This window comes from Ruminiclostridium papyrosolvens DSM 2782, from assembly GCF_029318685.1.
Lineage (GTDB): Bacteria > Bacillota > Clostridia > Acetivibrionales > DSM-1351 > Ruminiclostridium > Ruminiclostridium papyrosolvens.
In genome coordinates this window covers 4,224,228-4,247,566 of record NZ_CP119677.1, presented here as the reverse complement: position 1 = coordinate 4,247,566, position 23,339 = coordinate 4,224,228, and the positions used below count along the sequence as shown (strand labels likewise).

At 36.5% G+C, this 23,339-nt stretch carries 18 protein-coding genes; all 18 read left to right on the top strand.

Annotated elements, in window-relative coordinates:
• Nucleotides 1-23 precede the first annotated feature (23 nt).
• Nucleotides 24-1,103, top strand: a complete 1,080-nt coding sequence (aroB, locus tag P0092_RS18720) for a 3-dehydroquinate synthase (RefSeq protein ID WP_004620535.1) — start codon at nt 24-26, stop codon at nt 1,101-1,103.
• A gap of 266 nt (nt 1,104-1,369) precedes the next feature.
• On the top strand, nt 1,370-2,209 hold the full coding sequence (locus tag P0092_RS18715) for a CvfB family protein (RefSeq protein WP_004620540.1): 840 nt from the start codon (nt 1,370-1,372) through the stop codon (nt 2,207-2,209).
• A gap of 321 nt (nt 2,210-2,530) precedes the next feature.
• Entirely contained in the window at nt 2,531-4,462 is a 1,932-nt protein-coding gene (locus P0092_RS18710) for a BglG family transcription antiterminator (RefSeq protein ID WP_004620543.1), read from the top strand.
• 12 nt (nt 4,463-4,474) lie between these two features.
• On the top strand, nt 4,475-6,229 hold the full coding sequence (ptsP, locus tag P0092_RS18705) for a phosphoenolpyruvate--protein phosphotransferase (RefSeq protein ID WP_276186991.1): 1,755 nt from the start codon (nt 4,475-4,477) through the stop codon (nt 6,227-6,229).
• 38 nt (nt 6,230-6,267) lie between these two features.
• On the top strand, nt 6,268-6,534 hold the full coding sequence (locus tag P0092_RS18700; protein ID WP_004620547.1) for an HPr family phosphocarrier protein: 267 nt from the start codon (nt 6,268-6,270) through the stop codon (nt 6,532-6,534).
• Between the two features lie 32 nt (nt 6,535-6,566).
• On the top strand, nt 6,567-6,875 hold the full coding sequence (locus P0092_RS18695; protein ID WP_004620550.1) for a PTS lactose/cellobiose transporter subunit IIA: 309 nt from the start codon (nt 6,567-6,569) through the stop codon (nt 6,873-6,875).
• Nucleotides 6,876-6,901: 26 nt separating this feature from the next.
• On the top strand, nt 6,902-7,213 hold the full coding sequence (locus tag P0092_RS18690; protein WP_004620551.1) for a PTS sugar transporter subunit IIB: 312 nt from the start codon (nt 6,902-6,904) through the stop codon (nt 7,211-7,213).
• A gap of 22 nt (nt 7,214-7,235) precedes the next feature.
• Entirely contained in the window at nt 7,236-8,558 is a 1,323-nt protein-coding gene (gene celB, locus P0092_RS18685) for a PTS cellobiose transporter subunit IIC (RefSeq protein ID WP_004620553.1), read from the top strand.
• Nucleotides 8,559-8,694: 136 nt separating this feature from the next.
• On the top strand, nt 8,695-9,276 hold the full coding sequence (locus tag P0092_RS18680; protein WP_004620555.1) for an RDD family protein: 582 nt from the start codon (nt 8,695-8,697) through the stop codon (nt 9,274-9,276).
• Nucleotides 9,269-10,204, top strand: coding sequence for an N-acetylglucosamine kinase (locus tag P0092_RS18675; RefSeq protein WP_242831782.1), 936 nt, complete (start codon nt 9,269-9,271; stop codon nt 10,202-10,204). Before P0092_RS18680 ends, P0092_RS18675 begins: the two co-directional genes overlap by 8 nt.
• Nucleotides 10,197-11,510, top strand: a complete 1,314-nt coding sequence (locus P0092_RS18670; RefSeq protein ID WP_004620561.1) for a 6-phospho-beta-glucosidase — start codon at nt 10,197-10,199, stop codon at nt 11,508-11,510. Before P0092_RS18675 ends, P0092_RS18670 begins: the two co-directional genes overlap by 8 nt.
• A 19-nt stretch (nt 11,511-11,529) precedes the next feature.
• Nucleotides 11,530-12,648, top strand: coding sequence for a MupG family TIM beta-alpha barrel fold protein (locus tag P0092_RS18665; protein WP_004620562.1), 1,119 nt, complete (start codon nt 11,530-11,532; stop codon nt 12,646-12,648).
• 41 nt (nt 12,649-12,689) lie between these two features.
• Nucleotides 12,690-12,911 (top strand): hypothetical protein, encoded by a 222-nt coding sequence (locus P0092_RS18660; RefSeq protein ID WP_004620564.1) that lies wholly within the window; start codon nt 12,690-12,692, stop codon nt 12,909-12,911.
• Between the two features lie 41 nt (nt 12,912-12,952).
• Nucleotides 12,953-14,323, top strand: a complete 1,371-nt coding sequence (locus tag P0092_RS18655) for a sugar phosphate nucleotidyltransferase (RefSeq protein WP_004620566.1) — start codon at nt 12,953-12,955, stop codon at nt 14,321-14,323.
• A gap of 102 nt (nt 14,324-14,425) precedes the next feature.
• Nucleotides 14,426-15,154, top strand: a complete 729-nt coding sequence (locus P0092_RS18650) for an SIS domain-containing protein (RefSeq protein WP_004620569.1) — start codon at nt 14,426-14,428, stop codon at nt 15,152-15,154.
• 83 nt (nt 15,155-15,237) lie between these two features.
• Nucleotides 15,238-16,458 carry an S-layer homology domain-containing protein gene (locus P0092_RS18645; protein WP_040759149.1) on the top strand — a complete coding sequence of 407 codons (1,221 nt, stop codon included), beginning with the start codon at nt 15,238-15,240 and terminating at the stop codon, nt 16,456-16,458.
• Nucleotides 16,459-16,474: 16 nt separating this feature from the next.
• The gene (locus tag P0092_RS18640) at nt 16,475-20,059 is read left to right on the top strand and encodes a hypothetical protein (RefSeq protein ID WP_004620571.1); all 3,585 of its coding nucleotides are present in this window, start codon (nt 16,475-16,477) and stop codon (nt 20,057-20,059) included.
• 32 nt (nt 20,060-20,091) lie between these two features.
• A complete protein-coding gene (locus P0092_RS18635; protein WP_276186990.1) occupies nt 20,092-23,334 on the top strand; it encodes a hypothetical protein in 3,243 nt (1,080 codons plus the stop codon).
• The last annotated feature ends 5 nt before the right edge of the window (nt 23,335-23,339 follow it).

Below are 23,339 nucleotides of genomic sequence, written 5' to 3'. Positions count from 1 at the left end.
ATAGAGTTAGGACTAATATTATTATGAAAGAATTAAAAGTTAATTTAGGAGAGCATTCTTATCCCATTGTTATAACAGAAGATTTTTCACTAATATCGAAGTATGCTCGCAATAAGAATAAATGTGTAATTGTTGCAGACAGAAGTGTGGAGCTGCTGCACATAGATGAGCTTAGGGAAGCTGTAAACAAACATTTTAAAGAAGTGTTTGTTTATTCTGTTGAGCCGGGTGAAAAAAGCAAATCTTTACATATGACACATAGACTATATGATTTTTTTATCCTGCATAAAATGTGCAGGGAAGATGTTGTTTTGAGTTTTGGAGGCGGAGTTATCGGTGATCTTGCAGGCTTTGCAGCGGCCACTTATATGAGAGGTATAGAGTTAATTCATGTTCCGACCTCCTTGCTGGCACAGGTGGACAGCAGTATCGGCGGAAAAACAGCCGTAAATCTAAACCAGACAAAAAATATAATAGGGGCATTTTATCAACCGTCCCTTGTTTATTCAAACTATAAAGTACTTAAAACATTACCAAAAGAAGAAGTCAAGAATGCCATGGTAGAGATACTGGTTCATGCAATAATTAAGGATGCAGAGTTATTCCGATATATGGAGGATAATCTGGATAGGATTTTAAATCTTGAACCTGATATTATGGAAGTACTGATTGCTTGGAACTGTGATATTAAGAAAAGCGTAATTGAACGGGATGAGAAGGATCTGGGGGAACGAGCAATCTTAAATTTTGGACATACTTTCGGTCATGCTATTGAAAGTGCCATGGATTATAAATATAAACATGGTGAGTGTGTTGCTTTAGGTATTATGGGAGCATGCTATATTTCAGAACAACTGGGTTTATGCCAAGGTGATTTAATCATAAGAATAAGAAGGGTTCTGAATCGAATAGGTGTATTTAATAGTATGCAGGATTGCGATGGGGAGAGAGTGTATTATTTTCTATTACATGATAAAAAGATGAACGGTGGAAATATTAATTTCGTGCTTCCAATTCAAATCGGGGAAGTTGTCAAACAAGAAATAAAAGATTTTTCACTTATAAAGAATGCTTTTGAAAAGCTTAAAAATCAAAAATGGTAATTTTTTCAGGTAGCAAATTAAGAATGTGAATTTGACAGGTTCACATTCTTTTTTTGCAAAAAAATTATAACAATAAATACAATTTAAGTGTATACTAAGGAAGATTATAATGAAAGGTGTGAACTGAATGTCATTTAAAAATCCTGACAAGTTGAAGAAAAAGAAGAATAAAGTTTGGAAGGACCCTCGAGCTCCAAAGATAGCGAAAAAAATCAAAGCAAAGAAGACAAAGCCAAAAAAATAATAAGTATTGGAGACGGAATAACGTGATTGAATTAGGGAAAAACCAAAAACTTCAAGTAATTAGAAAGACACAAATTGGCGTATATATGAATGATAAAGCCGATAAAAGCCCGGAGGATATTTTATTACCAAAAAATCAGGTGCCTCAAAATGTTCAAGTTGGTGATGAAATAGATGTATTTGTTTATAAGGATTCTGAAGACAGAATGATATGCACAATGAAAATACCTAAAATTACACTTGGTGAACTGGCAGTTTTACAAGTAGTGGCAACTACAAATATAGGAGCTTTTCTGGATTGGGGATTGGAGAAGGACTTGTTTTTACCTTTCAGAGAACAGGTGGGGAATGTCAAAAAAGGTGACTCATATTTAGTAGCCTTGTATATAGATAGCAGCAACAGATTATCTGCAACTATGAATATATATAATTTACTAAGCAGTGAATCGCCATATAAAGTAAATGACAGAGTAATTGGAACCGTCTATAGTATCAGCAAGGAGTTAGGAGCTTTTGTGGCAGTGGACAACATGTATCAAGGCCTGATTCCCAATAAGGAGTTATATGGTAATTGCAAGGAAGGCGACAGCGTTAATGTACGAATTAAAAAGGTAAAGCAGGATGGAAAGCTGGAATTGAGCCTGAGAAATGAAGCCCATAACGAAATTGAGAGCGATTCTCAGAAAATTATGGAAATGTTTAAATTAAGCGGCGGAACTATTGCACTTAATGACAAAAGCTCCCCTGAAGCTATAAAAGCTGAACTGAACATGAGCAAGGCAGCTTTTAAAAGAGCTGTAGGAAGACTACTAAAAGAGGGTGCAATAAAAATAACAGATACGGGGATTGAAAGAATGTGGTAACACACTCTTACTTATGGGATAACCTTAACCCCTTAGAACAATATTATAAGCAATATGAATACAATTTATATTGCTTTAGCATTTCTTCATGTCTAATCAAAGCATTTCACATTTCGACTGAATCTCGATACTCATTTCATATCGGTATATGCCTAAATCTTCATATATCGACATAATTAGATAAAATTATTCCAAAATTGCAACAATACCGTAAACAAAAAAGGAATATTGGCAAGTAGACTAAAAAAAAATTATGATATAAACTGAATACATGATAAGCGCACTGATGATTAGGATTAAAGTATTTTAGGAGTGTGCAATATGAAAAATCAATCTCAGATAAGAACTATGGAGATTATATCGTTACTGTTAGGTAATTCTGATTATATTTCTGTAAAAGATATCGCAAAAAAGCTAAATGTATCAGCTCGGACAATAAGAAGTGATATTGAAAAATTGGATGACCATATTAATGAATGCTTTAACTCAGATGAGTTATACATTGAGAGAAAAAGCGGTTCAGGAATAAGATTGAAATCCAAGTCACCTGATTTTAACTTCAATGAGTTGGATATAAACAGTTTAGCAACTAATAAAATACAGATGGATAATAGTACGAGACGATTGGAAATAATGAATATGATGATTAATTCCAATGAGGAGTTAACCACGCAATTCCTTGCTGATCAGTACTATGTAAGTAAGAGCACAATTCTTAAAGATTTGGATTGGATTAACAGATGGTTAAAACAATATAATCTGGAGGTTGAAAAAAAGCAGAATAAGGGTGTATATATTTTAGGCAGTGAAAAGGATATCAGAAATGCAATTGTTGCTGTGTTGAAATTAGGTAACATAAACACTAAAAAACCTGACACAAAAATACTTAAAGGCATAGAAACAAATCAAAATAGCAATAAGTATAATGAAATTGTAAAAATATATCCTAAAATTAATATCGACGAAATTGGTAACATAATCCACAATGCTGAGAAGAAATTTGCCTTCTTTATGCCTGAGGAACATTATAATTCAATGTTTACTCATTTGGTAATAAGTATCGGCAGATTACTCAAAGGAATAAAAGTTGACGATGAGAGCGAATTAATTGAAGGCCAGTGTAATGATATTGAAACTCAGGTTGCAAGATACATTGTGTCAAGATTAGAAGAGGAATTTAAAATATCAATTCCTCAGGCTGAATTTGCTTATATATGTATGCATTTGATGGGATTGAATATCTACAGCGGCACAGACAGAATGAATATTGATGATGCCTTATTAAATATCCCCAGTAACGTTAAAACCTTGGTCTATGAAATAGTCAGGTATGTAGGAAATATCTTGAATATAGATTTCTCAGATGACAAGATACTATTTTTAGGATTAATGTTTTACTTAAAAACATCAATTTTCAGACTTAAGAACAATGCTAATATTGTATTTTCACAGGATGTAAATGTTGACGATGTTTTGCAGGATATATATATGGCTGTTTGGACTACCGATACACTATATAAAAAATATGCAAATGTTACGGTCAATATTTCCAACGATGAGATATTAGAGGTTGCAGGATATTTTTTAGTAGCAAGAGAAAGAAAATGGCGGAAAAATAAAGCAATTATAGTATCCGATAACAGTTTAAAAGCCGCAATAGAAATTAGGAATCAGTTATCAAAGTATATTCCTAATTTACAAATTGTAGATATTTGTTCATATTATCAATTGAATTTAAGAAATCATGATAATTATGAATTTATTATTTCTACTATGCCACTGAGCTACAAAAATAAACCTGTTATGCAGGTGCCTGCAAAACTGGATAGAGACAACCTCAATGAAATAAAAAGGTTTGTTAACAGTTACATACTAAAGAACTCAAAAAGAAATGATAATAATATACAGATATTAACTTTCAATATTCAAGACTCACCACAAACTATTGAAGACTTGCTTCAGACTATAGACGGATTAATAGATAAAGACATTGTGGATGAGGTAGAAAAGATTAAGAATCTGACTAGGATTTGTTTTTCTGATGAAAAAAATAGATTACATATAAAAGGTAATATGTATGTAAAAGTTGTAGAGGGAGATTTAAAACAGTCAATTATCATTAATTGCAGCATTAATTCTAATTTATTAATTGATGATATCGTAGTAAAAAATATTAAAATTTGCTTTGTTACTGACAATAACATGTCAGTTTATGGAGAAGTTATGGAAAAGTTTTTATTATCTAAGGAATAGGGTTGTTAAAAAATGAATATGGCTTTAAATGCAGACAGAAGTCCTAAGGGAGGTAATACAATGAACGGAATCGGAACAGGAGGAGGAAAAGCTTTTGCAGAGATTTATATAGTAAATAATGATAGTGTAGAAATAAATAAATACATCATTGATAATATTGAAGCTGAATGCAAAAGAATAGATAATGCAAGAGAAATTGCAAAAGAACAGATAAGAGCTGTAATGGAAATTAACGCTAAATGCCAAGGGGACAACAATGCAGGTATTTTAGACTATCAACTCTTATTTCTGGAAGATGAATCCTTCTTTGATGATATAAAAAGATATATAAATGACCAACATGTAAACTGTGAATATGCTCTGCATGAATGTGTAAATAGTTTTATCCGGGATTTCGAGGCTATAGAGAATGATTACCTGAAAGAGCGAACGTCTGATATTTATGATATGGAAAAAAGAGTACAAATGGTACTAGCCCAAAGGCCTCTACAGGACATCTCCTGCATGGCCGGTGAATGTATAATAGCTACTGATGAAATGCTTCCATCCCAGGTAATGAGCATGGATAGAAATAATATTAAAGGAATCTTAATGGAATATGGCGGTAAGACTTCCCACAGCGTAATTATTGCCCGTTCTCTGGGAATCCCGTGTATAGTAGGTTTGAAGGATATAAAAAAATTAGTTGCTAATGGAGAAAAAGTAATTATTGATGGAAGTACCGGTGAAGTAAACATAAATCCAAATGAAAATGACATTTCAGATTATCAACAGTATCAAACTAAAAACAATTTAAAAAATATAGAGCTAAAAAAATTCATAGACAAAGATACAAGAACTCAGGATGGCGTTACTATGAAAATATTAGCAAATATTTCTTCAGAGAACGACATTAATCTTATGTTAGAAAATGGCGGAGAAGGGATAGGCTTATTTAGAACAGAATTTATTTACATAAACAGTAAAACCCTTCCGTCAGAAGAAACTCAGTATAAAATATATTCAAATATTGCTCAGAAGAATAAGGACAAGCTATTTATAATAAGGACATTGGATATCGGTGGAGATAAGTCCATTGATTATCTGAACATTAAAAAAGAAGAAAACCCGTTTTTGGGATTTCGAGCTATAAGATATTGTTTGAAAAATCCGGATATTTTTAAAGCACAGATTTCCGCAATATTAAGAGCCAGTACTTATGGAAACATAAAATTTATGATTCCAATGATAGCTACATTAATGGAGTTAAGAAGTGCAAAGAAGTTAATTGATGAAGTTAAAAATGAACTTGAAAGCAAGGGTATTCCATTTTGTAAGGATACACAAATCGGAATGATGATTGAAACGCCGTCAGCAGCCATGATGGTAGACCGCTTTGTAAAGGAGGTAGACTTTTTTAGTATAGGAACCAATGACCTCACCCAGTATTTATTTGCGGCAGACCGTATGAATGAACAGGTAGCATATTTAAATTCAAGCTTCCACCCACAACTATTAAAGGTAGTAAAGGATATAGTTGATTGCAGTAAAAGCAATGGTATTGAAGTAGATATATGCGGACATGCAGGTGAAAACCCGTATCTGATTCCTCTCTGGGTTGCTATGGGGGTTGATAACTTAAGTGTTAGTATCCCTTCAATTCTGGCAGTAAGACAGCAGATTTGCAATACTAATAAAAAAGATTTAGCACCGGTTTTAGAAAAAGTTTTAGCTTTTGATGATGCTTATGAAGTAGAAGAATATCTTAAAACGAAGTTTCAATTTTAATTTCTATTTTAATTAAATACACAATAGGAGAGTATAAAATGATTTCAATTAATGTTAAAGTTATGAATCAGCTGGGTATACATGCCAGAACAGCAGCTAAACTGGTAAGGACTGCGGCGGCGTTCAAATGCTCAATTAACGCAGTAAAAGAAGGAAAGCTTTATGACTTGAAAAATGTAAGAGGCGCAATCACATTAAATGGAAAGTTCGGAGATGAACTGACTATCCAGTTTGATGGGATTGACGAAGCAGAGGCCTCTGAAACTATTAATCAACTATTCTTAGGTGGACTTGGTGAAAGTTAACATAATATAATATAAAAATAAGGAGTAGTATTATGGATATATTACAAACTTCTATGTCTATTATTGCAGGAGCCGGTGACGCAAAAAGCTGTGCAATGGAAGCAATATACTCAGCCAGAGAAGGTAACTATGAAGAAGCACGTATAAGCCTTGAAAAGGCTAAAGAAGCCTTGAGGGACACTCACAGTATACAAACAGATTTAATTACGAAAGAAATGCAGGGCGAAAAAATGGAATTAGCACTGATAATGGTTCATGCACAGGATCATCTTATGAGTGCCGTATTAATTAAAGATTTAGCTGCAGAGATTGTAACAATGTATGAGAGATTTACAAAATAAATAATCAAAAGGGGAGGAGGATAAAAATGGTTAATATTACTTTGGTATGTTCAGCAGGTATGTCAACAAGTATGCTTATGGAAAGAATGAAAGAAGCAGCGAAGGTTAAGGGGATTGAGGTACAGATGCAGGCTTTGGCAGAGGGTGAGATAAAAAACAATCTGGGTGATACAGATATTTTGTTATTAGGCCCTCAGGTAAGATACATGATATCCGGAATGCGAGCAGAATATGCCAACAAAATTTCTGTTATAGAAGTAATAAATATGTCTGATTATGGACTTATGAATGGTGAAAAAGTACTTAATGATGCTCTGGCACTTTATAACAAAAAATAAATATAAGGAGTTGATGTGTAAAATGAGTAGCAAAAAACATAACGTTCAAGGTTTTTTCGAAGAAAAATTCATGCCTATTGCTGCAAAAATAGGAAATCAGAAGCACCTCATAGCACTGAGAGATGGAATTATGTTTACTATGCCACTTCTCATTATAGGCTCACTTTTTCTAATCTTAGCAGAGTTACCTATTGATGCATACCAAAGTTTTATGGCTTCCGTATTCGGCGCAAATTGGCAAGCATTTGAGGGTGTTGCAGTGAATGGAACAATTGGAATCATATCACTTATTGCAGTCTTTGGTATTGCCTATTCCTTAGCGGGAAGTTATGAAGTTGACGGAAAGCCAATTGATGGTATTCCTGCGGGTGTATTATCTGTGGCAGCATTTTTTATTGTTAATATTGTAAGTGTCTTTGGCACAGGAGAAGAAGCAGTCGAAGCATGGAAAACATCAGTATTTACATCTGAGTATTTATTTCTTGCAATAGTTATTTCATTAAGCGTAGCAGAAATATATAGATTTCTGTTGCAGAAAAAATTTGTTATAACAATGCCCAAATCTGTTCCGCCCACAGTATCACGTTCCTTTACCGCACTTGTACCGGGATTTGTAATAATAGTTTTCTTTATGCTGGTAAGATTGGGCTTTTCATTTACAGCATGGTCAGATTTAGCAACATTTGTACAAAGCGTACTAAAGAAGCCGATAGAGTTAGCCGGTTCATCTTACATAGGAACAGTATTTGCATGTTTATTTGAACATACACTCTGGTCTTTTGGTATTCACGGTTCTTCAATTATGACAGCAGTTATGGAGCCAATCTGGATTTCAAATGCCGGTGCAAACCTTGAAGCATTTAAAGCAGGAGCACAAAAACTTCCGAACATTGTTACATATTCCTTCTATGAAAATGGAGTTTGGATGGGTGGTTCAGGCGCGACTTTAGCAGTTGTTGTTTATATGCTGGTATTTGCTAAATCAAAGCTGGTAAAGCAGATTGGTCGTTTAGCAATTGTTCCGGGTATATTTAACATAAATGAGCCGGTTGTATTCGGATTGCCGGTTGTGTTAAATCCATTCCTTATGATTCCATACATATTAGCACCTATTGCCGTAACGACTGTTTCATATTTCGGTACTTTAATCGGTATATTCCCGTACACTACGGGAGTTATTATACCTTGGACAACTCCATATTTTATAAGCGGTTACCTGATGACAGGCGGAAATATTATGGGTGTTGTTGCCCAAGTAGTACTATTTGCGGTAGCTTTTATAATTTGGCTTCCGTTTATAAGAATTTGGGACAAAAAGCATTATCTTTCTGAGAATCAGGTTTAAGAGAAGGTAACAGCTGTAGCTTAATAATAATACTCCAATATATATTATTACTTTATCAAAGTGTCTTTGTAATATCTGTACTCCCGGCAAGAATGCAGATATTACAGAGACAAAATTAAAAAATGGGGGAAAGAGTATGAAATCATTAAAACAGGCATTTACAAATTCCAGACTACGTAGATTGACAGCATTCATAATTGACATGGGTATAATGGCGGTACTCTTGACCTTATTATATAAGTTGTTTGGCTTACCTGACTTTCCGGTGGTAATGGCAGCAATGGCAGAAGCAAACAGTAAGATTAATACCCCGGAGTGGCAGTCCTTGGTAAATAGTTCAACAGCTATCTTCAACATGGTTTTTATACAATCATTGCTCATATATTTTGGCTATGAAACTGTTACTCAGATACTCTTTAAGGGAGCAACAATCGGAAAGCTGATTATGGGGCTGCGCATAGTTTCTCAAAACGGCAATCGTGGAGTGATACTTCATTATTTACTTATGACAGTGAGAAGCTTTATAAAAATAATATTAATGTATTTATTGCAGGGAGTTCCATTTATTATATCTATACTAAGCATTTTTGCAAATTATCAATCAAAGGCCGGCTATGATTATATTGTTAAAACGGTTGTTATAGAAAAGTTAAAGGGAAAAGATATTGAGGAAGAAAAGAATAAATTAATTAAGAGGGATATGATTGCAGATGCCTGATAAATTAGGAATAGGAATAGATGGTGGAGGAACCAAAACCAAAGTATTAGTAAAAAAGTCTCTGACCGGGGATGTACTTTTTGAAAAAAAATATCCGTCAACTAACTATAACAATATTGGGGTAGACGGATTAGAACAGGTTCTAAAAACAATATACACTGAACTGACTGAAAAATTCGGTAAAGAACAGCTTGCAAATGCATCTCTGGCAATGGGCGCTGCCGGTATAGACAGACCTCAGGATGAAGTAATATACAGAGAAGCTTTAAAAAATAGTGGTTTTGATTGCAACTTTGAAGTATTCAATGATGCGTATATCGCTTTAATGGGCGGAAATGGCGGAAGAAAGGGTGCACTTTTAATTACGGGTACAGGTTCAATCGCCATAGGCATTTCCACAGAAGGAAAAGAGGTAAGAACCGGGGGCTGGGGTTATATGACCAGCGATGACGGAAGCGGTTATAAGCTTGGAATAAAGGCAGTTTCAGCAATAATGGATTCTTATGACGAAATTATTGAAAATACATCATTAACCGAAAGAGTACTAAATTATTATGGAATAAAGTCTCCAGAAGATTTTATGGATTTAATATATATAGATAAAGATTTCAGTATAGACAAAATTGCTGCAATAGCCCCTATTGTACAGGAAGAAGCGGAAAAAGGTGATGCGGCTGCTTTGGATATTCTATATAGAGAAATAGAAAGATTGGTTGCAATGATAAAAGCTCTTGCAAAAAAAATGAAGACCAATGAGTTCAGACTATGTCTTGCAGGGAGCTTAATGTTGAAGTCAGATATTTATTTGCGGTTATTTAAGGCTGGTATGAATAAAAGCCTACCCGGTATTCAGATATGTGAACCTCTGAATGAGCCGGCTTATGGAGCATTAATTATTGCATTAGGGGAGGGAACAGTAAATGAGTAAGACATTAAAGATAGCTGTAATCGGTGGCGGAAGTAGCTATACTCCCGAATTGGTGGAAGGAATTCTTAACAGGAAAGATGAATTGCCTGTGTCGGAATTATGGCTTGTTGATATAGAGGATGGAAGACGAAAGTTGGAAATTGTTGAAGCTCTTACCAAAAGAATGGTTAAGAAGAGCGGTCTTAATATAAAAGTATTTGCAACCCTGAATAGAAGAGAAGCAATAAATGCTGCAGACTTTGTTATAACACAATTCAGAGTCGGCGGACTAAAGGCCAGAGAAAAAGATGAGCTTATTCCATTAAAATATGATGTAATTGGTCAGGAGACAACGGGGCCGGGAGGCTTTGCAAAAGCAATGCGAACTATTCCCGTGATTTTGGATATTTGCAGGGAAATTGAGGATTTGGCACCGAATGCATGGCTTGTAAACTTCACAAACCCGGCAGGAATTATAACAGAGGCAGTAAAGACGCATTCAAAGGTTAAAGTACTGGGACTATGCAATGTTCCTCTTTGCACTAAAATGGATATTGCAAAGCTTCTGAAGGTGGATTCAAAGCGAGTAGAAGCGGACTTTGTGGGACTTAATCATATGAATTATATTACAAATGTTTACTTGGATGGACATAGTATTTTAGATGAGATAATTAAAAAATATAATAAACCTGAATACCGTGAACAAGTAGAAGCCATATCTGATATAGTTTGGGATATTGATTTCATAAAAAGTTTAGGTATGCTTACAAGCCCGTATCATAGGTATTATTACATTACAAAGACCATGCTTGAGGAAGAAAAAGAGAGTGTCAGAACTAACGGTTCTCGTGCAATGCAGGTACAAAGACTGGAAAAGAGTCTGTTTGAACTGTATAAGGATGAAAATTTAAATGTAAAGCCTAAAGAGCTTGAAGGCAGGGGTGGGGCATACTATTCAGATGCAGCTATTTCACTGATAAGTGCCATACACAATGACAAAAATGAAATACATACTATTAACGTATTGAATAACGGAACAATAACAAATGTAGCTTCAGATGCAGTAATAGAAGCAAATTGTATTGTGGGAAGAAATGGTGCCGAGCCGATTCATATAGGTGCAGCCCATACAAAAATTGCAGGACTGATAAACTACGTGAAGTCCTATGAAAAATTGACTATCAAGGCAGCTGTTTCGGGGAGCTATCATGATGCACTTATGGCTATAAATGCAAACCCTCTTGTAAATGAATATGCAGATGCCAAGGCAATACTTGATGAATTGTTAATTGCTCATAAACCTTATCTGGACTACGTGAAAGAGTAAAATTGAGAGGCTGTTTACTATGAGAGAAATTGGTGTTAGCGTATATAACGATTTTTACTCAATGGAAGAAATATCAAAGTACCTTAAAAAGGCAGGCAGACTGGGATTTAAAAAGGTATTCACCTCACTGATTTTAGCTAATCATGGTTTTGAAACTTCAAATAAATTTGAGTGCCGGCAGTTAAAAGAGCTTTATAGCATTTGCCATGAACTTGGTTTACATATTACTGCTGATATAAATCGTGAAATTTTTGAGGCATTGGGCTGCAGCTTAAATAAATTAAAACCGTTGAAGGATATGTGTATAGAAAGACTTCGTATAGATGATGGATTTTCAGACACGGCGATATGTTTAATTACAAACAATGACTGCGGTATAAAAATTGAAATAAGTGCTGCCTCAGTTGGGAAAAAAGACTCCTATACATATAATCAAACAAAAGACCTGTTAGAGCTTATAAAAAAGGAAGGTAGCTTAGAAGGCTTAACAGCATGTTATAATTTCTATCCGCTACCTGACACAGGGGTAGATATTTCAGAGGTAAGAGATGCTAAAGAATTATTTGAATTCTATGATATACCCCTTGGCGCTTTTGTAGCTTCGCAATTTTCGCCCAAGCATCTCCACAAAAATGGTAATGGCGTTCCGACAGTTGAAAAGCATAGATATCTGCCTCCACATATAGCCATGCAGGAGCTATTCTCAGAAGGCTTTGACTATGTATTGATTGGTGATTCCATGGCAGATGACAGTGAGCTTGAAATGATGGCCAGATGTGCAATAAACTCAACCATAGAGATTCCGGTAGTTTTTAATCAATATATTTGTAGTTCAATAAAAGATAAAATTCTGAATATGGAATTAACATCAAGAACAGACCAACCAGCCAAATTAATCAGGGCGTCAGACAGCAGAGGCATAGAAGCAGCACCAATATACTGTGCTAACCGCTCAAAGTATACAGTAACAATATGTAACTCCAATGCATCACACTATATGGGTGAACTTCAGATTAATCTTGAGGACTTAGGGCCATCAAGGGAGCATAATGTACTGGGTTTTGTTCATCCCGATGCTCATGGACTGTTAGAAAGTATCAAATATGGCCGTAATAAATTTAAACTGGTTAAATATTAACATAAGGCAACCATTAACTAATACTAAGGAGATATGGCAATATGAGAATAGTAGTCAATTCCGTACTTATGGGGAACCAAATTATTGGCGCACTTACTTCATATAAGGAAGACAATGTAAATTATGAGTTTATTTCAAAGAATGGAATGAAGATAGAATTTGAAGTTACCGAGATGGAAAAGGCAGCTGCTGTTGATTTAACTAAAAAAATTATCAGAAGTCAGGATTTCGGAAGCGCACTGTACTTTCAGGTTACCGTGTAATATTGTCAAAATTATAATTAGTTACAGGTGGAGGGGCGGCTATGGCATTAAAAAAGAGTGCAGTTATTCTTGCTGCCGGAGTGGGCAGCAAAATGTTCCCTTTTAGTACCGTAAGATCAAAGACAACTATAAAAATTGCAGGAATACCTTTAATAAGATACAATGCCCAAAAGCTGGCTCAAATGGGGTGCGAAGACATTGTAGTAGTGACCTTGTCTTCGTACCAAAGGGAAATTGAAGCTTGCTTATCTCCTCTTGAAAATATAAATATAGTTTGCGTCAATGAAAATTATGGTAGTGCCGACAGCCTTGCTTCGGGAGCTGATGCGTGTACCAATGATAACATTTTAGTATTATATGGTGACACAATAATTGACGAAAGGGATTTTGAAATACTTTACTGGGAAGTTGAACCCGCAGCACTTTTGTATCCCTTGTCAGAAACAGCAAAAAATTGGATAGGAGCAACGGTTTCAGACAATAGGATAGGTGAAATAGGAGCTCATTACAGGGGCAGCCTTATAACACACCAGTTTGCAGCTTTCAATTTGGACATTAACATAATATCTCAAATAATAAAAGCACCGGATTATTTCCCGAATGTAAAATGCGGAGTTGGAGTTCCAAGAGAACGTTTCGTTGAAGCCGGACTCATAAAACCTGTACAGCAGGGTCAAATCAAAGCAATAGAAGGCCAAGGTATTTTTTTTGATATAGATAAACCCTGGCATATGTTAGCAGCAAATGAACAAATGGTCAAAATAAGGACGGGGAAGTTGAAAGAAAATAAATTGGCAGAAGGAGCCGGTATTTCTCAAAGAGCTATTGTCAGAGGTTTCGTTGAGCTTGGAAAAAACTCTGTAATAGGTGACAACGTTGTCATAGAAGGTAATGTTATTGCAGGTGAGAATACGGTTATTGACAATGGTGCAATAATCAGCGGAAGTGCTGTAATTGGGGATAATACAAAAATAAGAAACTACTGTCATATTTATGATGGAGTATCAATCGGGTCAGAATGTATTCTAGATCATGGCTCTGAATTTATAGGGGGCTTAATGATGGATAAGGTTTACCTGTATCATTACTGTGAAATGTATGGAGCCTTGGGAAACTATGTTGATATTGGTGCGGCTACCGTATGTGGCACCTTACGTTTTGATGATGGTAGTCCAAGTCAGAGGGTAAAAGGCAGGATTGAAATTCCTTTATCCTATGGAGATGCTATTTATATTGGAGATTACTGCCGTACAGGTGTGAATGCCATTCTGATGCCCGGTTGCAAGATAGGCTCTTACAGTGTTGTAGGGCCTGGAGTTATATTAACGGGTGATGTTGAAGAAAACAGTCTTATACAGGTTAAGCAGGAGCTTACAATTAAAAAATGGGGTTATGAAAAATACGGGTGGTAAGCTTTTTTTATAGTCACTAATTCTTTAGTTAATTTTCTTGTACCAAAAATCCGATTAAGTAAGATTATGTAAATATAAATATGATGCAAAAGGAGTCTATTTATGGAAAATTATTTTCAGGATTTTCACAGCTACATAACTAATAAAATAGAGAAATTTTATAATACTCAAATTGATAACCTGAATGCTGCAGCTGACCTGATAACTAACAGCGTTATTAATGACGGGAAATTTTTTGTTACAGGTACGGGACATTCACATATGATAGCCGAGGAGTTCTATACAAGAGCAGGCGGTTTTGCAAATGTATATCCTATACTTCCATCTGAATTTATGTTGCATGAGCATCCTCTAAAAAGTACTGCCGTTGAGAGAGTTGCCGAGTATGCTGAGGTCATTATGCATATATACAAAATTAAACAGGGAGATGTAGTGCTGATAGCTTCTAATTCCGGCAGAAACGGTATGATTGTGGAGCTGGCAAAGCTTGTACGGGAGAATGGGGCACAGGTTATAGCCCTCACTAATCCAAGGAAACCTGAGAACGAAAAATCCAGACATCCAAGCGGAAAATATCTTTATCAATATGCTGATGTTGTCATTGATAACTGTACGGGAACAGGAGATGCCGATTATTTCGTAAAGGAGGCCGGCACGTGTATGGGGGCTGTATCAACAATTACAGGAGCCTATGCAGCGCAGTTTATTTCAATAATACTGGCCAAAAAGCTGTCTTTAAAAGGAATAATTCCTTCAGTTTTTAAAAGCTCAAATATGGATGGCGGAGATGAATGGAATAAAAGGCTATTTGAAAGATATTACGGAGTTTAGAATTGTATATTTTTGAAAATGATATATGCGCTTATTATGTATCATTTTACGAATATAAAAATCAATTTAAAGGAGGAAAAAGAATGAAAAGGCACTCATTCAAAAAAGCTATTATTTTAGCAGTAGTTGCGGCCTTACTGTTGACCTGCGCTCCTTTAGTTTCCATGGCTCAGTCCTTTGATGATGTAAGTAAGGGATTTTGGGCGGGAGAGGCTATTGAAAAATGGAGTGATGCACAGGTATTGGCAGGGTCAAATGGAAAGTTCAGACCAAATGACCAAATAACAAGAGCAGAATTTGCGGCGGTACTTAACAAAATAATGAAGTATGACAAAGGAAACGCGGTATTCAGCGATGTAAAATCATCTGATTGGTTTTACAAGCATATAACTGCTGTTGCCTCAGCAGGAATTATGAACGGATATGATGGTAAGGCCATGCCTAATGCTATTATAAAAAGGCAGGATGCAGCTATAATGATAAAAAAAGCATTTAGCATAAAAAAAGCAAGCTCTTCCCCTTCATTTGGTGATTCTGATAAAATATCCGATTATGCGCTGGAGGCTGTTGCAGCATTATTTGAAAAGGAATTTGTATCAGGTAAGCCCGGTAAATTATTTGATCCTCAGGGTGGATTGACACGTGCAGAAGCTGTGAAAATAGTTTCCAATGTTATACCAAACTATATATATAAGCCCGGAACTTATACCAAGCTTGCAAAGGGAAACGTAGTAATAAACTGCTCCGGAGTTATAATAAAGGATGCAGATATTACGGGAGATCTTATAGTTGCTCCAAGTGTCAAAGATACAGTCACACTTGTTGATGTAAAAGTAGCAGGTTCAGTTATCACGTCAGGAAAAGCCGTAGTTAAAGAAGAAACTACTACACCGACTAAGCCAACAGATACATCTACAACCCCCACAACCCCTACTAATCCGACAGAAAAACCATACTGTGATACCTACGCAAATGCTCTGGTTTCAAGTAAGGTACCTCAGTATATTAAGGATTATATAAAAATACAACACGGTACTGAAATTATGACATATAAATTTGTAATTAAACCATCTGTATTCCCGGTTGGAGACAATGTAACAACATCAGTATTCAGTACAAACAGAGAATATTTGTGGATAGGAAACACTCAGGGGTTAATACGTCTGAAGGTTAGTGATGGGAAACAAGAGAATTTCAATGACAAGTTAAAAGAAACTGATGTAAAACTCTTAATTGACGATGAAGAAAATGGAGTATGGGCAATCACCACTGGATATGTTACACATATTCCGGTTCAAAAATAAATAATGGAGGGGTTATATGTTTAAGGTTAAAAATAGCATAAGAATATTAGCCATAACAGTGGCAGCTGCAACCGTTATAACAAGCTCGGTAAATTTACCGGTATCTGCAAAGAGCTATGTCCCCGTTTCCCTCGGTGGAAGTGTGACCAAGTTTACACCTGTAACTGAGCGTGTAACGCTGCAGAAAGAAGTAAACTATTTTGCCGGCGGTGACAGCAGAATCCCTACTAGTGGATGGGTTACTACAAGTACTGATCAAAGTGCAGGAATCACCGCAGGACTAATAGGAAGTAATGTCAAGGTAACATTGAAGTCAAAAGATAACAATGGTGCTGAAGTATTGTGGATAGGCACAGATAAAGGTTTAATGAGAGTTTGTATGGCTGAGCCTGATACAGACGATGTTGTACAATATTTTAACGGGCCAAGATACCTTTTTAACGGTGATGATGTTGTAACAGCATTAAAAGACGATGACTCTTATGGAATATGGGTTAAAAATTCAGCTGGGGCAGTACATATAAAAATGGTGGCCAGAACATTAAATGAAAAAGATGCAATATATCAAAAGATGGCTCCTGTTACCGATATCAGAGGAGCAATAAATGATTCTATTGTTCATCTTTATGATAATGGTAATGATACTTCTGATGGTGCGCACCCGGCAGGAAGCGTACCTACTGACACAGATGCAGACCAGTTAACCACTGTCAATGGACGTGTATTTGCACAGGATTCACCGTATTCTACAAATAATGACGGGTTATGGACAGCCCTGCGTTTTGCCGGGGATGCGTATAAGTATGCATATCTGAAACAGAACGGTATGAGTGATGCAGAGCCGATGGCTGTAGAAACCAGACAAAATGCCATGAGAATGTTGTCCAATATTCTTTTGCAGGGATATATTTCAGGACGTGGAGACGGCTTTATTACACGTCAATACCATGCAACTTATCAGGATGAGTATTTTAAAAATGGAAATCAGACAACAGACCCTGATTCTGCAAAAAGAACCTACGATACAAGCAAGTATAAAGATCCTTTGGGCTTAAACACCTTTAGCGATAACATCGGTGATGTTGCTTTCTGGAAGAAGGATATCAATCCGGACGGCTCAATAACATCAGATTCAAAATCTTATATTGCACCCAGAAACAAGATTCGTGATTCTAAAACAGGTGTTTTTAAAGAATTTAACGGAGTAGATTATCCTACTGACGGTGTTGGCTTTAGCTGGGCAGCGGGTGGACTTATGTCAACAACTGATGGAAAATATCAGATGACACCAGATGCTATCGAAAAGCACGACGCTTATTGGAAAACCTTCTCGGGAAATTATATAGTAAAGGAAGTAGCTTCTGATAATACATATACATTCGTTGATTCAGGGATAAGCGATAAGAGCAAAAGACCTGCAGCCGCTATCAGAATACCATACTTATATCTGCAGCTGGCATGTGACCCCATAACAGGAATCCCTGACAACAGCTATAAAGTAGATGCTAAAGGCGTTATATCAGGAGGAGTAACAAACGGTCCCATAATGGCCCCTAATAATGATGCTATTCCTGATGTTTCAAAGGTTCCGGCACATATGATGCCAAGAGTTGTTTTTCAGTTGGATTCACAAATAAAGGAAGAAGTACCCGCTGTATTGGCAAAGCTTTACCGTAATAATGATATTTATCATGGAGACAGGTACAAGTCAGCTAAGGACAATGAAATAGTATACAAAACCGATACATCTTCTGAAGAAGTAGTAGCAGCATTTTTCTCATATTATATTGCCGACAAATTCCTCTTTGCAAGTATGGATAATATGACGGCAGATGAAACAGAAATACAAAGGCTCATGGTTCAGTCCTGTATGCGCCAGATAAAAAATATAGTTCTTAATAAGGGCTATTTTATGGGTGATGAAAATGGCAGACCTACACTTTGGGCAAAATGGTATGTCACTTGGTATGCTGACAATATAAACGAAGGCGTTGGAGTCGGTTCACAAAACTTTTCTCAGGCGGTGGAGACCGAAGCTTATACAGATAAAGTAAACTCCTCAATAACACCAAGCGGTAAAAAACCTATTCCAAAAGATTTAACAATTGAGGAAGTAAAAAATAAACAGATTACTAAAAAACCTTTAAAAGACGACGTTGATAACCTATACAGCGACGGCAGGTCTATAAACCCAAGCTATGCTTATGAAGATGCACCTTTGCAAGCAGCAGAAGTTATGATGTTTATCAGAGTAGCTCAGGAAATAGCAAAGGATTATTCGGACATTGTTGCTGACCTGAATAGTAATCATAATCTGGCAGTTGACGTGGCTGACATTAATGCTGCATGGGAAGCAGCTTTTAAGCCTTATAATTACAGTGAAGTTGTTAAAGAAGCTGCCAAAGGCCCAGCTGCTGATTTTTCAAAACTCAACGGTGTAGGTTATGTTGATATTCTGAAATCATATTTTGAACGTAAATTGACACAAAACATGGCTGATTGGGCAATGAGTTCAGTTTCTGATTGGAATAACAAGACCAAAAAGGAATACTGGTTCCAAAGAGCGTGGGAACAGGATTGCTATTCTCCATATGTAAACGGCTCAGATCAGGAACTCGCTTACATGTCATATTTGCCTCTGCTGCTCCTTGAAGAACAGGGAACAACAAGAGGAAATGCCATAAGAGAAGGCTTTGAACAGTGGTTTGATTATATGAAAACAGGGGAAACACCTGCATATCTCTTCCTTGCACAGGTTGCAAATCCTGATAGAACAGATATTGACCTAAAAGGTGCAATGAGACAATTATATAGATTGCCTCAATACCTGTTAAACTATCCTTCTTATCAATCAGGCAGAAAAGATATCTATACTCATGTTGTTGGTTCACGTAATTGGAATGTATTGTACTCAAATATTGCACTGCCATTTGATGAAAGAAGTGTAATGAAAATAAACAATGACCCGTTAAGCGTGGACAACAATGTAAACTTTAATGGAAACTTACTGCTCAGTAGCGGAGTAAATCCTGACTATACCATCAAAAGCTATAATTGGGCAGAGGACTACAATTTTACAGGCGGTAAAGGGTACTTATATGATTATGCTCCTACATTTACAATGCCTTACTGGTTTGGTAAATATTTTGGACTAATAAAAGGAGCTTCACCGGAATCAGGTATTACAAAATATACCTATGCTAATGTATTAGCTGATTTTTCGGATAAGGGTTCACAGGGACTTGTAAAACAGTATGTGAAGTTTTTACAAGATCCTACATATACTCCAAGCAATAACTTAACTGAAATAAGCTCTAAGCTTACAAATGCTATGACCTTTGTTAATAAGGATTTTACAATCAAGCCATCTATTTTCCCTACTATGGAAAATGTATCGTCTTCTGTTTTAAAAAGTGATCGTAAGACATTGTGGTTAGGCTATACAACAGGCGGAGTTGACCGTGTTAATCTTGAAAAAAATGAAGTGACTTCATATTCTGCTGCTTCTGTAGGCTCAGGAAAAGTATTGCTGGTTGTTGATGATGCAGATAGTAACGGTGTATGGGTAATTACAACTGATGGTGTAACTAAAATAAAATAATGACAAACAAATTTTCCAAAAGGAGGATTATTATGTTGAAGGCTAAAAACTTAAGTAAAGTAATAGCATTTGCTCTGTCTTCGATTATGATGTTTTCAAGTTTAGCATTTGCAGCACCGTCTTCAGTTGCAGCAGCCGGTTCATTGGGCACACCCGCAGGAGCCAAATATTCACCCGTACAGCTGGATTCTGCTCCAACAAAGGAAATGGATTATTATAATACACAGACCCCGGACGGAGTAAACTGGGTTACAGGGTCTACAGAGCTGAATTTTATGCCAAAGGCAGCTATAGGAGATGTTACCTGTGCTGTTAAGGATACCGATGATACATATTGGGTTGGAACTAAAAAAGGCATGATGCGTATTAATTTTAAAGAGGCTGACCAAAGAGATATTGTACAATACTTTGCAGGCCCAAGATATACTTATGGCGGAGATGATATTGTTACCGGTGTTGCTCTGGACAATAACGGAGGAGTATGGGTAAGAAATGCAAAGGGCTCTGTTCACATCAGAATGCCTAAGAAAACAATGCAGGAAAGAACCTATGTTTATGAAAAGCTTATAAATGACGTTAACGACAGACGTGGAATGGTCAGCTCCAATAACGCTTACACATACGATGCGGTTAAGGACGAGTATTATTCTTCAGTTGTAACTACACAGGATAATGACGGCTTATGGACGGCTATGTATGCAATGGGAGAAATATTCAGATATCAGACCTTAAAAGTTACAGGTGCTGAAAGTGAAGAAATATCAGCAGCTAAGGCTGCGGCTGTCAGAGCTACAAAGGCAGTATTGCTTCTGGATTTTGTTTCAGGACGTGGAAACGGCTTCCCATGCAGATCTTATATGCTCAAAGATGAGAATCCGCTTGAAGGTAAATATAATAATTTCCAGTCAGAAAACGGCTTTTGGTTTGAAAAAAGGTTGTTAAATGAAAACGAAACATATCCGGACCCGATTATTGAGGAAATGAAGCTGGATGGCAAAACACCAATAGGAATAGCAACAGTCCGAATTACAAAGGATGCTATGAATAAAAGAGGCTCTCAGGTGTTGGCAAGCTCTGACCTGTTTAATGGTCTGGGTTTAAGCCCTGCTTCAATTGCTACCTTTAATACTGCAAGAGGAGCAGGCAATAAGCTGGGTACAGATGTTGTTTCAGGCAATGGCCAGGTTTTCCCTTTAATGGTTGAAGGTGTTAATACAAATCCGGCGTCAGGAAACAGCTCTGATATTGATCCTGCAAAAATCAAATTCAGATTGACAACACCGATTTACGAAAGGATTCCTACTTTCTTCAATGATTTATTTCCTGCAAGTGCAATTGCAGCAGACGGATATATTGATGACTCACAGATTGTGTATAAAGCGGACACTTCCTCTGATGAAGTTGACGGACACTATGCATTATTTCTTACTGCATACAAATATCTCTGTGATACTTCAGAAGATTCCGAACTTAAAGATATTATAGTAAAAGCAACAACAGATATGACTGACCTTATATTAAAGGATGACCATTACTATATAGTAGATGCACATGGTAAATCAACACAATGGTCAAGATGGCTTTCAGAGTATTTTAATGACGGAATGGATATGATGAAGAATCAGCCTCAGTGGAAATTCAAGGTTGGAGTTGATACTGAAGGAAACGACCACTTGTCCTACGGCTTTGAAGATGGACCGCTGAATGCCCTTGAAGTAATGGCAGCACTTAAAACGGCAGCTTATATTGCAAAAGATGCTGATTCGGTAAAATATGCCGATAAGGTAAGTAAATATGAAGCGGCATATGACCTTTGCTATGAATCACCATATTCAGGCGGCGGAGTAAATAATGATAAAGGCTATGTCAATGGCAAGGGTTATATTGATATGGCAAATGAGTATATAGAGCGCAGAATCATCCGTCAGGCTACAGATGCTTACAATAATAATGACAATGTGCCTGTTACTAAATTTGAAGAAAAATTCAAAGGGAATAAAACCTCAAATGCAGTACTGCATAATGACTGGACACAATATGTTAATTATTCCGATGAAGAGTTGGGCTGGTTCCCTGTATACTCTCTGATGATACTGGAAACAAACCCACAGCGTAAAGCACAGATTGTTTCTGCGTATGACCAATGGTATGAAAATCAGGAAGAACGAGAAGAGAATCCCTTCTATACCTTCTTGTATCAGTTGGCACACCCGGAAAAGACAGATGTTGATTTGAAATCGGCAGTGAGATACTTCTACCGTTCACCTCAAATCAGAAATCAGGCAATACCTGTAAGAGGTGACAGACAGGATGTATTCTTTATTGAACCTTGTGAAAGGGACAAAACTACATCACAAACAAATTATGCACTTGCGCCTGACGAGAGAAGCATAAGCAAAAACAATTCAAACCCATTTACCAGATATCAAGGCTTCACTGCACAGTCCTACAGTAATTATTCTGCCGGTTCAATGGATTGTGGAACCGTATTTACCTTGTCTTACTGGTTTGGACGTTATTACGGAATGATAACAGAAAAGGCAGAGGGCCAGTACTATGCAAAGAAAAACCTGACTACAGGACTAACCAGTGAACCGGCTGCTAACGGAACATCCGTAGACTTGGTTTTAAAGGCAACAGATAATGGAAATCCTGTAGCAAGAGTTATTGTAGACTTTTATGCTGACGGAAAGTACATCGGACGTTCTAGGACTGATGAAAATGGTGACGCAAAATTAACAACAGATGTAAAGGCTGCTTCAGGCTACTCAGCTGCTACCACAGAAAGACTTGTGGGCAAAAATATGTACCATACTTCAAAAACTGAAGCTGGCCCATTAGACTTAACTACAAAAATATTTACCTATGATAATGTATTAGCTGATTTTTCGGACAGCGGTGCTCAAGGACTTGTAAAAGAATATATTAAGTTTTCACAGGACCCAACCTATAAGCCGTCTATAGCAAATGCAGGCAGTCAGGTGCCAAATTTAACAAATGCCACAACATTTGTTAAAGCAGGGTACAATGTTAAACCATCAATTTTTGCAGCTATGAGGGGAATAAATACTTCTGTACTGAAAGCTTCAAGAACAACGCTATGGATTGGTACGAACGAAGGTGTAACAAAAATCAATTTGCCCGATAACAGCATGACCGGCTATAACAAAGCAAACGATAATCTGGCAGATGATGAAGTTATTCTTTTGATAGACGACAAAGCTTCCGGTGTATATGCCATCACAAAGACCGGTGTATCACACATTAAAGGATAAGGAGG